Below are 16295 nucleotides of genomic sequence, written 5' to 3' on the forward strand. Positions count from 1 at the left end.
GCATGATCGACACGCGCGATATCACGGGCCTGATCCTCGCCGGCGGGCGCGGCTCGCGCATGGGCGGAGTGGACAAAGGCCTGCAGGGCTTTCGCGGCCAGCCCCTGGCGCTGCATGTGCTACGACGACTGCAGCCCCAGGTTGGCAGCGTGATGATCAGCGCCAACCGCAACCTGGCCGCCTATGAGGCCTTTGGCGTACCGGTCTGGCCCGACGGCCTGGCCGACCATGCCGGCCCGCTGGCGGGCTTTTTGATCGGGCTGGAGCATTGCACCACCCCATGGCTGTTGACCGTGCCCTGCGACAGCCCGTGCTTTCCTGCCGACCTGGCCAGCCGCCTGGCCGCCGCAGCCACCGACCAGGGCGCCGACATCGCCATGGCAGCAGCCCCCGAACAGCAGCACGACGGCAGCACGCGGCTGCGCACCCAGCCTGTGTTTTGCCTGCTGCGCGTGAACCTGCTGCAGAGCCTGCAAGGCTTTACCGCCGATGGCGGGCGCGAGATCCACCGCTGGGCGGCCCTGCAGCCCTGCGCCATCGTGCCCTTTGACCAGGCCGGGGACGACCCGCTGGCCTTCTTCAACGCCAATACGCCGGCGCAGCTGCATGCACTCGATGGCACGCAAGCGCCATGCTGACCCGGCCTTGCCAGGCCATGGGCTTGCAGCCGCATGAAATATCAACAAAATTGGCACGTAGCGCTTTATATATAAGCACTGACAACTATAAAAATAATAGTGCCAGGTACGGTACCATGCCCCCGGGATGGCGATCCCAAGTGATATCGTCGGCACCACGATCGATGTTTGATGGAGTGAACTGGAATGCCCTTCAGCGCCCAACACCTGCCGCAAGCCCCTCAACGCGAGGCAGTGGATCAACTGCGAGGCGCCGCCGTGCTGGAGTTCGGCACGCCCTGGTGCAGCCATTGCCAAAGCGCCCAGCCGCTGATCCAGCAGGCATTGCAGCCTGAGGGGGAGGTGCAGCACATCAAGGTCGAGGACGGCCCGGGTCAGCCGCTGGGCCGCAGCTACCGCGTCAAGCTCTGGCCTACATTGGTTTTCTTGCGCGACGGCGCGGAAGTCGCCCGGTTGGTGCGTCCGCAGGCGGTGCAGGACATCCGCCAGGCGCTGTCGATGCTCAAGACCGCCAGCTGAACCTACCTGCCCAGCGCCTGCTCCACACCTTTGTTGGCCAGCGCGTCCGCGCGCTCGTTGCCTGGATCGCCCGCATGGCCCTTGACCCAATGCCACTCGATGCGATGGCCGGCACGGTGCGCCAGCTCGTCCAGGCGCTGCCATAGCTCGACGTTCTTCACCGGCTGGCCGGCTGCGGTGCGCCAGCCCTTTTTCTTCCAGCCATGGATCCACTCGGTGATGCCCTGGCGCACGTACTGGCTGTCCAGGTACAGGGCCACCTGGCAGGGTTTTTTCAGGGCCGCCAGGGCCTGTATCACGGCCAGCAGCTCCATGCGGTTGTTGGTGGTGCCCAGTTCGCCGCCAAACAGCTCTTTTTCCAGCGCACCCGAACGCAGCAACGCGCCCCAGCCACCAGGGCCCGGATTGCCCTTGCAGGCACCATCGGTATAGATCACCACCTGATTCAAAAAAGACTCCTCAACAAACAAACCATTCATCCATGATCAATGCCGGCGCGCCACCTGCACCTGCGCGCCGGCCGTTCGGGGCGCCTTGCGCCACGAAGGCTCCAGCAGACGCATGCCCGGCACGCGTTTGGCGGCCACGATCACGTAACCAGCCCCGAGTATCGGCCACCAGCGTGCACCCAGGCTCTCCATCCAGGCATGCCGCTGCAACCAGCGCTCCTTGGTCGCCGCGGGCCGATAGCAGCCAAAGCTGATGGTCTCCAGCTCAAAGCCCAGCAGACGCAGCCAGTCGCGCAGGCGCCCGGGCGAGATGAATTCCCCCACATCGGGCAGGTATGGCTGCCCCCCACCACCAAGGCGCTGGTACAGCCGCGCACGCCCCTGGCGCAGGCCCCACAGGCTCCACGGGTTCAAGCCGCTGATGACCGTCCGGCCCTCGGGTACCAGCACGCGGTACACCTCGCGCAGCGCGGCATGCGGATCCACGCTCAGTTCCAGGGTGTGTGGCAGGGCCACCAGGTCCAGGCTGGCCTCGGCAAACGGCAGAGCCACGGCCTCGGCAAGCAAGGCGGGGGGTACCCCCTGGTCAGCGGCGCCCTCCGCCGGTGGCACGCCTTGTGCCTCGTCCGCGCCCAATGCCAGCCAGCGATGCGGCATGCGGTTGGCGCGCAGCGCCTGCAGGCCGGGCATGCCCAGCTGCAAGGCATGGTAGCCAAAGATATCGGCCACCAGCTCGTCATAGCGCTCCTGCTCCCAGGCCAGCAGATAGCGCCCCGGAGGGGTGCCAAACCAGTGGTGCAACTTATAATTTTCGCCGCTCATGAACTTGCTGCCGCTGCCCGCCTTTACCGACAACTACATCTGGATGCTGCATGACAGCCGCGAAGCGGTCGTCGTGGATCCAGGCGACGCCGCGCCGGTATTGCAGGCGCTGCACGACAAGGGATTGTCGCTGCGGGGAATTTTAGTCACGCACCATCACGGCGACCATGTCGGCGGTGTGAACACCCTGCGCGCGGCCACCGGTGCTGCCGTCTACGGCCCCGCCGGCGAGACCATGCCCCAGCCCCTCACACGCCTGCGCCAGGGTGAGAACATCACCGTTCTGGGCCTGCGCTTTGTGGTGCTGGACGTACCAGGTCACACCGCGGGGCATATTGCCTACTACTGCGCCGAGATGGACGGCGCGCCACTGCTGTTTTGCGGCGATACGCTGTTCTCGGGCGGCTGTGGCCGGTTGTTCGAAGGCACGCCCGGGCAGATGCAGTCCTCGCTCGACCAACTCGCTGCATTGCCAGACGCCACGCGCGTCTGCTGCGCCCACGAGTACACCCTGTCCAACCTGAAGTTCGCATTGGCCGTGGAGCCTGGCAACCAGGCGCTTCTCGACTACCTCGGCCACTGCAACGCGCTGCGCCAGAACGGGCAGCCGACGCTACCCTCGCGCATCGCCATCGAGCGTGCCATCAACCCGTTTCTGCGTACGCGCGAAGCCACCGTGGCCCAGGCGGCGCGCAGCTTCGACCCGCAGCTGGATCCGCACCAACCCGCGGCCGTACTGGCCGCACTGCGTCAATGGAAAAACGAATTCCGATGAAAATTCTGCACATCCTGGGGCTGGCTAGCCTGCTGTGGCTGACCGGTTGCGCCACCACCAACACCCCAGGCGACAACACCCCCGTCCCCCTCCCCGCCCCCAGCGACACCAGCACCAGCCAGGCACCGCAATACCCCGCTGGCCCGCTGCGCCCCATCACCGCCGGCGCGGCCCAGGGCCATGTCGTGGCCGGCATCAGCGCGCCCTCCGATTTGTGGGATCGCATACGCCGCGGCTTTGCCATGCCCGACCTGGAAACCGACCAGGTTCGTGACCGCGAGCAGTGGTATGCCACCCGGCCCGACTACATGCAGCGCATGACAGAGCGCTCCAGCAAATACCTGTTCCACATCGTCGAGGAGCTGGAGCGCCGTGGCATGCCCACCGAACTGGCCCTGCTGCCCTATATCGAGAGCGCCTTCAATCCCCAGGCCATCTCCAGCGCCAAGGCTGCCGGCATGTGGCAGTTCATGCCCGCCACCGGCACCTACTTCGACCTCAAGCAAAACGCATTTCGTGACGACCGGCGCGACGTGCTGGCCTCCACCCGTGCAGCGCTGGACTACCTGCAAAAGCTCCACGGCATGTTCGGTGACTGGCACCTTGCCCTGGCCGCCTACAACTGGGGCGAGGGCAGTGTCGCCCGGGCCATTGCCCGCAACGAGAAACAGGGCCTGGGCACCGGCTACACCGACCTGAACATGCCCGCAGAAACACGCATGTACGTGCCCAAGCTGCAGGCGGTGAAGAACATCGTGGCCGAGCCAACGCGGTTCAGCACCGATCTGCCCGTCATCCACAACCACCCTTATTTCCAGAGCGTGGAGATCACGCGCGACATCGACGTGAAGCTGGTAGCCAGCCTGGCCGGCATACGGCTGGAAGATTTCCGCGCGCTCAATCCGTCACTGCACAAGCCTGTCATCCTCTCTGCCGGCATGCCGCAGATCCTGCTGCCCTGGGACAACGCCCAGGTGTTCCGCAAGAACCTGGCCGCCTACAACGAAGGCCAGTACGCCAGCTGGACCGTGTGGACCGTGCCCAACACCATGAGCGTCACGGCTGCCGCCCAGCGCGTGGGCATGGACGTGGGCGACCTGCGCCAGATGAACGGCATACCGCCGCGCATGATGATCAAGGCCGGCTCGGCCCTGATGGTGCCGCGTGCCGCCGGCAAAGGTGCCGATGTCTCCGAGCATGTGGCCGACAACGGGCAGATCGCCTTCACCCCTGAAATCGTCACCCGCCGCACCGCCGTGCGCGCCGGCAAGCGCGACACGGTCGCCAGCATCGCCCAGCGCTACAAGGTCAAGGCCGCCGATGTCGCCGACTGGAACGATTTGAAGCTCACAGGCAAGTTCAAGGCTGGCGAAAAGGTGGTGATGTACCTGCCGGTACGCCTCACCGCCATAGCACAGGCACGCACTGGTGCCAGACCTGCCGCTGGCAAGGCCCCCGCTCACACCACCGCCAAGGTCAGCCCCAAGCGCAAAGGCGGCACACCATCGAAACGCAAACGCTGACGCCCTGCACCGCGTCGAGCGTCTGCGGTTCGCCCTGCCGCCGGGCTGGCACCCGGGCCTTGAAGGCCAGGGTTCAAGCCTCCGGCTCTGCCGCTTCGACGGCCGCCGGCGCTGCCACCGCCGCACGGTAGGCATGCCAGCTGGCGTGCCCCAGCATCGGCCCCACCACCAGCAAGCCAGCCCCCCAGGGCGCAAGGGCAAGCGCCACCAGCAGCGTGATCAGCGCCCCCCACAGCAGCATCACACCCGGGTTCTCCAGCACCACGCGGATGCTGGCGATGCCGGCCGTGAGCGCATCCGTGTCGCGATCAAGAATCATGGGAATGGACACCACCGTGCTGGAGAACACCAGGGCCGCAAACACCCCGCCCACCAACAGGTAGACGACGACGAACTGCCAGTTCTGCGGGTTGAACACCGCCTGCATCACCCCCGTGGTGGACGGCATGCCGGTATTGAAGAACACGGCAAACACCACCAGTGATGCCCGCCCCCACAGCAGCTCCAGCACGATCAGCACCAGCACCAGCATGCTCATGCTGGACACATGCCGATCCCAGCAGGTGATGGACACCCCCAGATCCGGCGGCAGGCCGGCTTCACGCCTGCGGCTGGTTTCATACAGGCCCATGGCCAGAAACGGCCCCACCAGCAGGCAGCCGCTGGCCAGCGACATGGTGTACTCAGGCTGCGAGCGAAACACCCAGCCCAGTACCAACGCCATGCCCCAAAAGCACGCACCGTAGAAGGCGGCGATACCGGGCGCGGCCAACAGGTCGCGCACACCGCCGGCAAGCCAGCGAAACGGATCCTTGAAACCCAGGGGCTTGAGCACCAGTGGTGCCGGCGGCGCAGCAGCGGGCGCGGGCGTGGAAGAGTCGGTCATGACGGTGGGCCCGCTGTGCGGTGGCTGTGACGTAGCCAGCAACCATACCCAGCGAAACCCTTGTCGCGCATCAAGGAAACTACCACCCCATGATGGTCACGCTTGCGCCCGTGCAAGCTCAGGCGAACGCGCGCTCCATGGCCTGCGCCAGATCCTGACGCAAATCCTGCACCGCCTCCAGGCCAATGGAGAAGCGCACCACCGTGCCGGGTTTGAGCTGCGGCGTGGCGCGCGCGCGCATGCTCGCGAGGTCATAGGGCACGACCAGGCTCATCGGGCCGCCCCAGCTGTAGCCGATCTTGAACAGGCGTAACCCATCACAGAACGCGTCCACCTGCTCCTGGCTGTGGCGGGCATCGATGACCACGCTGAACAACCCAGCGGCAGCGCCCTGGCCGCCCTGCGCACCGCCGCACAGCGCCTGCCAATGGTCATGCCCGGGCGAGCCGGGCAGCGCCGGGTGCAGCACCTGGGCGATCGGCGCCTGGGTGCCCATCCACCGCGCCAGCTCGCGCGCCGCCAGGTCGTGCGCGTGGTAGCGCAGCGCCATGCTGGGCAGGGAGCGCAGCACCGCCTCCACATCATTGGCCCCCACGCCCAGGCCCAGGCGCATATGCGTGAGCTTGATGCGCAGATGCAGCGCCTCGTCGCGCGTGGTGATGCTGCCCATGAGCACATCGCCGCCGCCACTGGGGTATTTGGTCAGGGCATGCACGGAAATATCCGCGCCCAGCTGCCCGTCACCCATCAAATCAAAGGGTGCGAAGGCCAGGCCCGCGCCCCAGGTGTTGTCCAGAACGCTGGTGACGCCGCGCGCGCGGCAGATGCGCACCTGTTCGGGCAGATCGGGAAACTCCAGCGTCACCGAGCCGGGCGCCTCCAGCCACACGAGTTTCGTGGCGTCGGTGATCTTGGCGGCGAGGTCGGCGGGATCGAGCGGGTCATAGATGCGGTGCGCAATGCCGTAGTGGCGCAGCTCGACCTCGGCCAGGGCCTTGTTCGGGCCATAGGCGTTGTCGGGGATCAGCACCTCGTCGCCCTGGCGCAGCAAGGCCAGCGAGACGGTGGCAATCGCCGCCAGACCGCTGGGCACCAGCAGGCATTGCAGGCCGCCCTCCAGGGTGGCCAGGCGCTCCTCCAGCTGGTAGGTGGTAGGGGTGCCATGCAGGCCATAGGTATAGCTGCTCTTATCCTTCCATTCGCGCGCGCGCAGCGCAGACACGTTGGGAAATATCACCGTGGACGCCTTGTGCACGGGCGGCTGCGGCGCCTCGAAGCCCGCGGGCGGCGTGTAGTCGTGGTGGATGAGACGGGTGGACAGGTCGGCTGCGGGTGCTTGAGTCATGTGCAGATTATTAGGGCAACGACCGTTTCCACAGCAGGCCCACGCGCATGGCGTGACAATCGCCCACCATGCCCACACCCGTCCTGCACCGCTGGTTCCCCTTTCTCACATGGCCACGCCCCTCGGGCGAGCTGCTGCAAGGGGAGTTCTGGGCCGGCATGACCGTGGGCCTGATGCTGGTGCCGCAGGGCGTGGCCTATGCGGCGCTGGCGGGCATGCCGCTGGTGACGGGCATTTACGCCTCTCTGGTGCCGGCCCTGGTGGCCGTGCTCTGGAGTTCGTCCACCCGCCTGGGCGTGGGCCCCACGGCGCTGACCAGCCTGCTGATAGGCGCGTCCCTTACTGGTATGGCCGAGCCCGGCAGCGCCCACTGGGTGGCGCTGGCGGCATGGATGGCCTTGCTGTCGGGGCTGCTGCAGCTGACGCTGGGCGTGGTGCGCTTTGGCTGGCTGCTGAATCTGGTCACATCGCCCGTATTGGGCGGTTTCACACAGGCCGCGGCGCTGCTGATCCTGGCATCGCAATTGCCAGCGCTGCTGGGCCTGCGCACCAGCTGGAGCGCACTGGCCAGCAGTCCATCGCTGCAGCATTTTGACTTCACGGCGTTGGCTTTTGGCCTGGGCAGTTGGGCCTTTTTGGTGCTGGCCAAGCGCTGGCGTTCCAGCTTTCCCGCCGCCATCGTGCTCATCGCGTTGGCGGCCCTGATCAGTTGGGCCATCGACTACGCAGATACCGACGGCGCGGTGATCGGCCACCTGCCTTCGGGCCTGCCCTCACCCTACTGGCCGGGCTGGCTGTCGTGGCACGAGCTGGGCACCCTGGTGATGCCGGTGATGGTGGTCACCCTGGTGAGCTTTCTGGAAACCGCATCCAGCGCCAAGGTGGAGCACCAGCAGGGCGGCACGCGCTGGAACGAGAACCAGGATCTGATCGCCCACGGCCTGGCCAAGATGAGCTCGGGCCTATGCGGTAGCTTTGCCACCAGCGCCTCGTTCTCGCGCTCGGCGGTCAACCTGTACGCCGGTGCCAAAACCGGCTGGGCGACATTGTTCGCGCTGCTGCTGGTGCTGGCCACCCTGCTGTGGCTCACGCCGGCGCTCTACCACGTGCCGCAATCGGTACTGGCCGCGGTGGTCGTGACCGCCGTCACCAATCTGATCAAGCCACGCACCATGTTCCAGCTGTGGCGCATTTCACGCGTCGAGACGGTCATTGGCCTGGCCACCTTTGGCCTGACGCTGGCCACCGCGCCGCGCCTGTACTGGGGGGTGCTGGTCGGCATCTTGATGAACCTGAGCCACTTTCTGTTCCAGCGCCTGCACCCACGCATCATTGAAGTCGGTCTGCACGCCGACGGCAGCCTGCGCGACCGCAACCTGTGGCAGCTTCCGCCCATTGCCCCCCGGGTGCTGGCGCTGCGCATGGACGCGGAGCTCGATTTCGCCTCCGCCAACGCGCTGGAGCGCCGCGTCGCCGACGAGCTGGCCCAGCGGCCGGACCTCCTGCACCTGTGCCTGTTCGCGCTGCCCATCAACCGCATCGACGTGACCGGCGTCGAAGCCTTCATGCGCCTGCGTGCCCTGCTGCAAAGCCAGGGCGGCATGCTACATGTGGCCGGCATCAAGCTGCCCGTACAGCGCCGCCTTGAAAGTGCCGGCGCAATGGTGCCGGGCCCCAACTTCGTCACCTATCGCACGGACGCAGACGCCGTTGCAGCGCTGAAAACCACACTCTCCGCACCATAAAATCCGCACCCATGATGCAGCAGCAACCCCTTGTCACCCAAGAGTGCTGGCAAGGCTGCTACACTGCGATTCATTCCATTTGTTTCTTTTTGTGACTGACGCACAGCCCTCCGCTTCCATCCGCCTGCGTGACCTGCAGCTGGCCACGGCCCATGCGCTGGTGGCCCAGTCGCTGGGCTCGGAGCAGGCCTTGCGCGAGCAGGTGCCGTTGCAGTATTTGCAGAACCTGATCGACGGCTTGTGCGAACTCTCGCTCAAGGATCCGCTCACGGGCCTGCCCAATCGCCGCCATGTGGGTGCCGTTCTGGAGCGCGAGATCGACCGCGTGGCACGCTCCGGCGAAGGCGCCCTGCTGCTGATGCTGGACATCGACCATTTCAAGCGCGTGAATGACAGCCACGGCCATCTGGCCGGGGACATCGTGCTGCAGTCGGTGGCACGCACGCTCGAGTCCTGCGTGCGCCCCATGGATACCGTGGCCCGCTACGGCGGCGAAGAGTTCGCCATCGTCCTGCCCGCATGCCAGTTTGGCTTTGGCCGCGTGGTCGCCGAGCGCATGCGCCGCGCCATCGAGGCCACGCCGGTGCGCATATCGCCCTCGCTGGCGCTGAACGTCACGGTCAGCATCGGCGGTGCCTTTGCATTGCAATGGATACGCAGCACCACCAACCTGTGGATAGACCGCGCCGATGCCGAGCTGTACAAAGCCAAGCTCGCCGGGCGCAACCGAGTCAGTATCGAAGAACAACCCGACAGCAGCGTCAGCGCCGAGGAGAAGAGTTTGCTGTTTGGCCCCCTGTACACCCCATCCGGATGGGGCGACCTGCCCCCACCCGTGGATGCACCCACTGGCAGCGCCCACTGAAAGTCAAGCGATGAACGACGCGCTGTCCCCTTCGACGAACTCCACCACCGGTACGCCCGCAACCGAGGCCGCCGGCAAGCCCACTGCCAACCCACCGGTCGATGCCCGCATCATCGCCATCACCAGCGGCAAGGGCGGCGTGGGCAAGACCTTTGTCTCCGCCAACCTGGCGGCAGCCCTGACGCGCCGTGGGCACCGCGTGCTGGTGCTGGATGCCGATCTGGGCCTGGCCAATCTGGACGTGGTGCTGAACCTGCACCCCAAGGTCACGCTGCACGATGTGTTCACCGGCAAGGCCAGGCTGGATGACGCCGTCATCCAGGCAACCGGAGGGTTTTCGGTGGTGCTGGCCGGTTCCGGCATGGTGGAGTATTCGCGCCTCACACCCGAGGTGCGCAACGAACTCTTCAACATCATCCAGACGCTGGCGCCGCGCTATGACGTGGTGTTGCTCGATACCGGTGCCGGCATCTCCGACGTGGTGCTGTTTTCCGTGTCGCTGGCGCAGGAGGTGCTGATTGTGGCCACGCCCGAACCCACCTCGCTGACCGACGCCTATGCCGCCATCAAGGTGCTGGCCACCCAGCAAAAGCGCCAGCAGGTGCGCCTGGTGGTCAACCAGGCCGCGCGCCCGGGCGACGGCCGCGCCATCACCGGCCAGTTGCAGCAGGTGCTGGATCGCTTTGTGACCACGGATACCGGCCGTCCGATGCGCCTGGTGCACATGGGTGACATCCCGGCCGACCCCTCGGTACGCGAGGCCGTGATGCGGCGCCAGTTGCTGATGCAGCAAATGCCGGGCTGCCCCGCAGCCCTGGCCGTGGCCCAGCTGGCCAACAAGATCGAGTCCACTCTGCTCAAGCCGGCCGGTCAGTAGTCTCCAGCGCCGGAAGGCCAACAACGGACGTCAGCGCATCAGGCGCGCCTCAAACCGGGCGCGTGCCGCTGTCCGAAACCTGAAAACCGATGATGGGTGCATTGCCATCGGCAAAGGACACGCCCAGCGCGATCTCCCCCGAACCATGCAGCAGACAGTTGTCGCGGCGCAACTGCACGGCTGTCTCACTGCCGGCGAAACGCACCCAGGTGCCAAAGCTGCTCAGATCGGTAAGCACAAAGGCCCCCTGGCGCCATTCCAACCTGGCGTGCACGCGCGATACCCTGGGATCGATCAGGCACAGATCTGAGTCGGCCGCACGCCCCAGCTGAACTGGCGATCCAGACGAAGCCCGAAGCCGCTGTCCACCGGGCCCGGAGAGTTGGATCTCGGCGACCGGCTGATCGTCTATCCGATTGAGCTCGCTCATCAGATCGGAATGCATGGTGCAGTCGGCCTCTGCATCCTCGCGCCATTCGACCTGGTACATCACCTGGGCCTCGGCCTTGCCGCGCACCTCGACATGCCCCAGGCGAATAAAGCCCACGCCCCGCGCCGGCACCAGGCCAGCCACCACGGCCTGGGTGGCCCACACCTCGGCGCCGCCGGCCAGGTCACACAAACGGGCGGCCACGTTCACGGCATCGCCATAGCAATCACCATCGACCTCGACCACCTCACCACTGGCCAGGCCGACATGGATTGCGACCCGCAGCGCCTGGGGTTGGGACTGGAGCCACTGGCGGTGCTCGCGCATCAAGGCCACCGACGCCGCCACGGCCTGGCCCGGTTGCGCAAAAACACCCAGCACGCCGTCGCCCAGCTTCTTGATCACGCGCCCGCCATGGTCTTGCACGCAAACGCCGATGCCCTGTGTGAGCCGCGTCACCAAGGCAGCGGCTTGCTCATTGCCGAGCGTTTCAAACAGCGCCGTGCTACCGGCCATGTCTGCAAACACTACGGTGGTGCTGGAACTCACGTCCTACTCCCTGTCATGGATATCACTGCCGGTCTGCAAGCCCATGTCGCGGCATGGAGCAGCCACCGAAGGTTACAAATTGCAAGAACTTTATCTTATACGAATTACAACCAGGGGCATTCATATGCCGCCACCCCTGGCTGGACATTGACAAACGTTGACACGCAAATAACGGCCAAGCATGAACCCGTCGGCAACGCGGTACCCGGCAGGGTCACCGCCATCGCCTGCACAAGGGCAAGAATGCTCAATGCGCATGCCCCCAGTAGATCAGCGCGTCACGCCCCTCAACTGACAGTGACACCTCGGCCCCCACGGGCAGCAGCACCTTGGTCGGCACATGGCCGAACGGCAGGTTGCTGAGCACGGGGGCCTTGATCTGGGTGCGCAGCCAATCAACCACGCTTTGCAGCTTGAAACCCTTGTCGTGCGCAGCCAACTGGTAGCCGTTGAACTGGCCCAGCACCACCGCCTTTTGCCTGGACAAGACACCGGCATGCAACAGCTGGGTCAGCAGGCGCTCGATGCGGTAGGGGTGCTCACCCACGTCCTCCAGGAACAGCACACCGCCCTCGATCTGCGGCAAATAGGGCGTGCCCACGAGAGAGCACAACACGGCCAGGTTGCCGCCCCACAAACAGGCTTTTTTCACGTAGATGTCGCGCACCGCGGGTCGGCCATCGGCCAGGGGTTTCTCGGCATGCATGCGCCAGCCGCTGCCCTCGCCATGGCCGGTGAACAAGTCATCCAGGCAGGCAAGCATGATGTCGTCCGGCTCGCCTTCCACCCCCAGGTCGCCCACCAGGGCCGGGCCGGCCCAGGTGGTGGCGCCGGTGCGGGCCAGCAGCGCCAGCTGCAGCGCTGTGAAGTCACTCACGCCGACAAACTGCGTGCCGCGCTCCACCGCCTTGGCCAGGGCCTTGTACTTGATGCCGGGCAGGATGCGCGTGATGCCATAACCGCCGCGGCTTATCAGCGCCACGTCGGCACCGCTGGCGGCCGCGCGGTGGATGGCGGCCAGGCGCGTGGCATCGTCGCCAGCAAAGCGCGTATGGCTGGCCAGGGCATCCTGGTCCACCTCGACCTCATGGCCCATGGCCTGCAGGCGCTTGATGCCGCGGCGGAACGCCGCCTTGTCGCGCACCGCGCCCGAGGGGGAATAGATGTAGATGTGGCGCGGGCCATGGTCGTGGCCGCAGTGGTGGTGGTCGTGGTCTTGGGACAAGGCGGTGTGTCGCACCCTTGCGGGCGCGCTCCGTGGCTGGCGGGCGCCATCGGCAAGAAGGCGCCCAGAAATCAAAGGCGAAAGTATTCCACAGCGCGTGCCGCCAAGGCCCGGGCCTCTGCTGGCTGATCGAGCGCACAGCGTTCCGCCAGGCGTGGCAACTGCGCGGGCAGGGAGCCACGATCCACCACCCATCCGGCAAAGGCACGCGGCCCGGCACGGTGGCCAGCGTCGGGAAATGGCAAGCGGTAGGCAAGGCCCTGCGGCGCCGGCACCTGCAGTGTCAGCAAGCCCGCAATGCGCTCAGGCGCGGCCTGGGCCAGCTGGTGCCAGGTGCCGCCCTGCTCCACCAGCACCACATGGCGCAGGTCGAGCCGCTGCATCAACTCCAGCAGCACCTGGACATGCCAGGCCTGGCCATGCGCGGCCTGCTGCTTGGGCTTGTCACTCTTGCCAAAGCCGATCAGGTCAGGCACCAGCACGCGCTCGCCGGCTTCGACAAGGGCGGCCAGCAGGTGACGGTATTGGTAGCTCCAGCCAGCGCCACCATGCAGCAGCAGCCAGCTGCGCGGCGCCTGCCTGGGCCCTTCGTCGAGGTAATGCAGGCGCAGCCCAGCGAGTGCCGGCAGGTCGCTGACATGGTGCGCCGCCCAGGGATAGCCGGGCAGGTCGGCAAACGCGCTCTCGGGCGTGCGCAGCGCATCGTCGCGCAGCGGGTAGGAGGCCAGCCGCCGCGCACGCTGGGCGCGGCGGCGTTCACTGAAAAAATTCTGCAAGAGCGCCCCGCACTCCTCGGCCAGCACGCCGCCTTCGATCTGGGTCTGGTGGTTGAGAAGCGGCTCGGCAAACAGGTTCACCACCGAACCCGCCGCGCCCGTCTTCGGGTCGGCGGCGCCATAGACCACGCGCGGCAGCCGGGCGTGCAGCATGGCGCCGGCGCACATGGCGCAGGGCTCCAGCGTGACGTAGAGCGTGCAGCCGTCCAGCCGGTAATTGCCCAGCTGCTGCGCCGCCACGCGCAGGGCCGCCATCTCGGCATGCTGCGTGGGGTCGTGGCAGGCAATCGGGGCGTTGCGCCCGCTGGCGATCACCTGGCCATCGCGCACCAGCACCGCGCCCACGGGCACCTCGCCGGCCTGCTGCGCCGCGCGCGCCTCGACCAGGGCCGCCTGCATCCAGCTGGTGTCATCGAGTTTACTCATTTATTTATAGCTTATAGCGCTTATACATAAAGCGCTAGAGGCATATTTTACTGAGTATCGTCCGGCAGGGCCCGTGGCTGCTGCATGAGCGTGTCCAGCTGCTGCCGGATCTGCTGCTGCACCTGCTGGCCTTGGGTACGCGCGGTGGGCGCCGCGCCGTCGATGGGCGCGCCTTGCCCCTGCACGGCCGGCGGCACGGCGATGCGTGTAGCGCCGATTTGCTTCTTCACCAGCATGGCGACGATGGCCAAGGCAATCAACAGTCCAATGAATCCCCAGATCATGCGCATCGCTCGTCCCTCCCGTATCCGCTGCCAACTCCACGCCAGGCCTGGACCCGCCAATTGCAGCCCTGGCCGCATGGGCGCAGCTGGCATGGGGGCAAGGCAGGAATGTAGCCGCACTGGGATAATCCGACCCCTATGTCCCTGAGTCCCCACCTGCTAGAACTGCTCTCCCCCGCGCGCGACGCCGATATCGGCATGGCCGCCATCAACCACGGCGCCGACGCCGTCTACATTGGCGGCCCGGCCTTCGGCGCGCGCGCCACGGCGGGCAACGACATCCGCGACCTGGAACGGCTGATTGCGCACGCGCACCGCTTCAACAGCCGCATCTTCATCACCCTCAACACCATCCTGCGCGACGACGAGCTGGAGGACGCACGCCGCATGGCCTGGCAGGTCTATGAGGCCGGGGCCGACGCGCTCATCATCCAGGACATGGGCCTGCTGGAACTGGACCTGCCGCCGATCCAGCTGCATGCCAGCACCCAAACCGACATCCGCGCGCCCGAGAAGGCGCGCTTTCTGCAGGACGCGGGCCTGTCGCAGATCGTGCTGGCACGCGAACTCGACCTGGCGCAAATCGCCGCCATCCGCGCCGCCACCGACCCCGCCAGAACCACCATCGAATTTTTCGTGCACGGCGCGCTGTGCGTGGCCTATTCGGGCCAATGCTTCATCAGCCACGCCCATACCGGCCGTAGCGCCAACCGCGGCGACTGCAACCAGGCCTGCCGCCTGCCCTACGAGGTGCTGGACGGCGCCGGCCGCATCATCGCGCACGAAAAACATGTGCTGTCGATGAAGGACAACAACCAGAGTGACAACCTGCGCGCACTGATCGACGCCGGCGTGCGCAGCTTCAAGATCGAGGGTCGCTACAAGGATCTGGGTTATGTGAAGAACATCACGGCGCACTACCGCAAGCTGCTCGACGAGATCATCGAAGAAGGCGAATTTGCGCGCGCATCAAGTGGGCGCACCACCTTCAGCTTCACACCCGACCCGGATCAGAACTTCAACCGCGAGTTCACCGACTACTTCGTCAATGGCCGCCAGGACGACATCGGCGCCTTCGACACGCCCAAGACCCCGGGCCGCGCCATTGGCTGGGTCACCCAGCTGGGCGACAAGTGGTTCGAGCTGGAGGTAAGCGACAAGGCCACCATGCTGCACAACGGCGATGGCCTGTGCTACTACGACCTGCAAAAAGAGCTCGTCGGCGTACACATCAACCGCGCCGAAAGCGTGAGCGCCAAAAAGGGCATCTGGCGCGTGTTCCCGAAGAATGAAATTGCCGAATTCAAGAACCTGCGCAAGGGCCTGGAGATCAACCGCAACCGCGACATGGACTGGGTGCGCACGCTGGAGAAAAAATCCAGCGACCGGCGCATAGGCCTGTGGGCGGCACTGGCGGAGACCGCCGACGGCTTTGCCCTGACGTTGACCGACGAGGACGGCTTCGTCGGCAGCGCCAGCCTGGCGCAGGCGCACCAGGCCGCCACCGACGCCGCCAAGGCCGAAGCCACGCTGCGCGAACAACTGGGGCGCTTTGGCACTACGATTTTTGAGATCAACGACATCTCCCTGCGCATGAACCAGCCCTGGTTCGTTCCCGCCTCCAGCCTGAACCAGTTGCGCCGCGACGCCGTGGCCCAGCTTGAAGCCGCCCGCGCCAAGGGTTTCATCCGCCTGCCGCGCGCCCTGCCGGTCGAACCGCCCACGCCATTCCCTGAAGACACGCTGAGCTACCTGGCCAACGTCTACAACCAAAAGGCGCACGACTTCTATGTGAAGCACGGCGTGAAGGTGATAGACGCGGCGTATGAAAGCAAGGAAGAAGAAGGCGAGGTCAGCTTGATGATCACCAAGCACTGCGTGCGCTACAGCATGTAGCCTGTGCCCCAAGCAGGCCAAGGGCGTCATCGGCGTCAAGGGCACCATCAAGGCCGAGCCCTTGCTGCTCATCAACGGCAAGGAAAAGCTCAAGCTGGTCTTTGACTGCAAGCCCTGCGAGATGCATGTGGTGGGCAGGATGAAAAAGTCCGTCATCCACCAGCACCAGAAGGACATGCTGGCCCAGCCCATGCAGTTCTACCGCACGCGGCCGCAGATCAGCCCATAGCCAGGCATTGATCCGGGCAGGCCGCGCCTTGACCGA

Annotated in this window: 15 protein-coding genes and 1 pseudogene; 8 read left to right on the top strand and 8 right to left on the bottom strand. The window is 66.0% G+C overall.

Going from position 1 to position 16295, the window contains the following annotated elements:
• The first annotated feature begins 2 nt into the window (after nucleotides 1-2).
• Nucleotides 3-638, top strand: coding sequence for a molybdenum cofactor guanylyltransferase MobA (mobA, locus tag P4826_RS05350; RefSeq protein WP_317702872.1), 636 nt, complete (start codon nucleotides 3-5; stop codon nucleotides 636-638).
• A gap of 186 nt (nucleotides 639-824) precedes the next feature.
• Entirely contained in the window at nucleotides 825-1157 is a 333-nt protein-coding gene (locus P4826_RS05355; RefSeq protein WP_317702873.1) for a thioredoxin family protein, read from the top strand.
• Nucleotides 1158-1159: 2 nt separating this feature from the next.
• Here P4826_RS05355 and rnhA read toward each other — a convergent pair whose 3' ends face one another.
• Complete coding sequence (rnhA, locus tag P4826_RS05360) at nucleotides 1160-1606, bottom strand: ribonuclease HI (RefSeq protein ID WP_317702874.1); 447 nt, start codon at nucleotides 1604-1606, stop codon at nucleotides 1160-1162.
• A gap of 36 nt (nucleotides 1607-1642) precedes the next feature.
• Nucleotides 1643-2428, bottom strand: a complete 786-nt coding sequence (locus P4826_RS05365; RefSeq protein WP_317702875.1) for a class I SAM-dependent methyltransferase — start codon at nucleotides 2426-2428, stop codon at nucleotides 1643-1645.
• On the opposite strand from P4826_RS05365, the gene gloB reads away from it, so the two are divergent.
• Nucleotides 2427-3203 carry a hydroxyacylglutathione hydrolase gene (gloB, locus tag P4826_RS05370; protein ID WP_317702876.1) on the top strand — a complete coding sequence of 259 codons (777 nt, stop codon included), beginning with the start codon at nucleotides 2427-2429 and terminating at the stop codon, nucleotides 3201-3203. The two genes, P4826_RS05365 and gloB, sit on opposite strands and share 2 nt — an antisense overlap.
• Entirely contained in the window at nucleotides 3200-4726 is a 1527-nt protein-coding gene (locus tag P4826_RS05375) for a transglycosylase SLT domain-containing protein (protein WP_317702877.1), read from the top strand. The genes gloB and P4826_RS05375 overlap by 4 nt, the downstream gene beginning before the upstream one ends.
• A gap of 73 nt (nucleotides 4727-4799) precedes the next feature.
• On the opposite strand, the gene P4826_RS05380 is transcribed toward P4826_RS05375, so the two are convergent.
• Together P4826_RS05380 and P4826_RS05385 are read right to left on the bottom strand one after the other, a co-directional pair.
• The gene (locus P4826_RS05380) at nucleotides 4800-5612 is read right to left on the bottom strand and encodes a DUF2189 domain-containing protein (RefSeq protein ID WP_317702878.1); all 813 of its coding nucleotides are present in this window, start codon (nucleotides 5610-5612) and stop codon (nucleotides 4800-4802) included.
• Nucleotides 5613-5730: 118 nt separating this feature from the next.
• Nucleotides 5731-6957: a PLP-dependent transferase gene (locus P4826_RS05385; protein ID WP_317702879.1), complete on the bottom strand. Its 1227-nt coding sequence runs from the start codon at nucleotides 6955-6957 to the stop codon at nucleotides 5731-5733.
• Between the two features lie 68 nt (nucleotides 6958-7025).
• Here P4826_RS05385 and P4826_RS05390 point away from each other — a divergent pair, with 68 nt between their 5' ends.
• From P4826_RS05390 to P4826_RS05400, 3 genes are all read left to right on the top strand, one after another.
• The gene (locus P4826_RS05390) at nucleotides 7026-8702 is read left to right on the top strand and encodes a SulP family inorganic anion transporter (protein WP_317702880.1); all 1677 of its coding nucleotides are present in this window, start codon (nucleotides 7026-7028) and stop codon (nucleotides 8700-8702) included.
• Nucleotides 8703-8793: 91 nt separating this feature from the next.
• Nucleotides 8794-9567 (top strand): GGDEF domain-containing protein, encoded by a 774-nt coding sequence (locus P4826_RS05395; RefSeq protein WP_317702881.1) that lies wholly within the window; start codon nucleotides 8794-8796, stop codon nucleotides 9565-9567.
• 10 nt (nucleotides 9568-9577) lie between these two features.
• Nucleotides 9578-10444, top strand: coding sequence for a MinD/ParA family protein (locus tag P4826_RS05400; RefSeq protein ID WP_317702882.1), 867 nt, complete (start codon nucleotides 9578-9580; stop codon nucleotides 10442-10444).
• A 49-nt stretch (nucleotides 10445-10493) separates the two neighbouring features.
• Here the strand turns inward: P4826_RS05400 and P4826_RS05405 are convergent, their stop codons facing one another.
• The 4 genes from P4826_RS05405 to P4826_RS05420 form a co-directional block, all read right to left on the bottom strand.
• A complete protein-coding gene (locus tag P4826_RS05405; protein WP_317702883.1) occupies nucleotides 10494-11423 on the bottom strand; it encodes an FHA domain-containing protein in 930 nt (309 codons plus the stop codon).
• Nucleotides 11424-11670: 247 nt separating this feature from the next.
• Nucleotides 11671-12648 carry an LD-carboxypeptidase gene (locus P4826_RS05410; protein ID WP_317702884.1) on the bottom strand — a complete coding sequence of 326 codons (978 nt, stop codon included), beginning with the start codon at nucleotides 12646-12648 and terminating at the stop codon, nucleotides 11671-11673.
• 71 nt (nucleotides 12649-12719) lie between these two features.
• On the bottom strand, nucleotides 12720-13850 hold the full coding sequence (gene tadA, locus P4826_RS05415) for a tRNA adenosine(34) deaminase TadA (RefSeq protein WP_317702885.1): 1131 nt from the start codon (nucleotides 13848-13850) through the stop codon (nucleotides 12720-12722).
• 47 nt (nucleotides 13851-13897) lie between these two features.
• Nucleotides 13898-14140, bottom strand: a complete 243-nt coding sequence (locus tag P4826_RS05420) for a hypothetical protein (RefSeq protein WP_317702886.1) — start codon at nucleotides 14138-14140, stop codon at nucleotides 13898-13900.
• Between the two features lie 132 nt (nucleotides 14141-14272).
• Between P4826_RS05420 and P4826_RS05425 the strand changes: the two are divergent.
• Nucleotides 14273-16259 (top strand): annotated as a pseudogene (locus tag P4826_RS05425) (peptidase U32 family protein).
• The last annotated feature ends 36 nt before the right edge of the window (nucleotides 16260-16295 follow it).

Source organism: Diaphorobacter limosus (genome assembly GCF_033100095.1).
Classification (GTDB): domain Bacteria; phylum Pseudomonadota; class Gammaproteobacteria; order Burkholderiales; family Burkholderiaceae_C; genus Alicycliphilus; species Alicycliphilus limosus.

Coding starts and splice junctions, on each gene's coding strand:
- gloB (WP_317702876.1), top strand. CDS start 2,427: ATGAACTTGCTGCCGCTGCCCGCCTTTACCGACAACTACATCTGGATG.
- P4826_RS05375 (WP_317702877.1), top strand. CDS start 3,200: ATGAAAATTCTGCACATCCTGGGGCTGGCTAGCCTGCTGTGGCTGACC.
- P4826_RS05400 (WP_317702882.1), top strand. CDS start 9,578: ATGAACGACGCGCTGTCCCCTTCGACGAACTCCACCACCGGTACGCCC.
- P4826_RS05355 (WP_317702873.1), top strand. CDS start 825: ATGCCCTTCAGCGCCCAACACCTGCCGCAAGCCCCTCAACGCGAGGCA.
- P4826_RS05390 (WP_317702880.1), top strand. CDS start 7,026: ATGCCCACACCCGTCCTGCACCGCTGGTTCCCCTTTCTCACATGGCCA.
- P4826_RS05380 (WP_317702878.1), bottom strand. CDS start 5,612: ATGACCGACTCTTCCACGCCCGCGCCCGCTGCTGCGCCGCCGGCACCA.
- tadA (WP_317702885.1), bottom strand. CDS start 13,850: ATGAGTAAACTCGATGACACCAGCTGGATGCAGGCGGCCCTGGTCGAG.
- P4826_RS05420 (WP_317702886.1), bottom strand. CDS start 14,140: ATGCGCATGATCTGGGGATTCATTGGACTGTTGATTGCCTTGGCCATC.
- mobA (WP_317702872.1), top strand. CDS start 3: ATGATCGACACGCGCGATATCACGGGCCTGATCCTCGCCGGCGGGCGC.
- P4826_RS05365 (WP_317702875.1), bottom strand. CDS start 2,428: ATGAGCGGCGAAAATTATAAGTTGCACCACTGGTTTGGCACCCCTCCG.
- P4826_RS05385 (WP_317702879.1), bottom strand. CDS start 6,957: ATGACTCAAGCACCCGCAGCCGACCTGTCCACCCGTCTCATCCACCAC.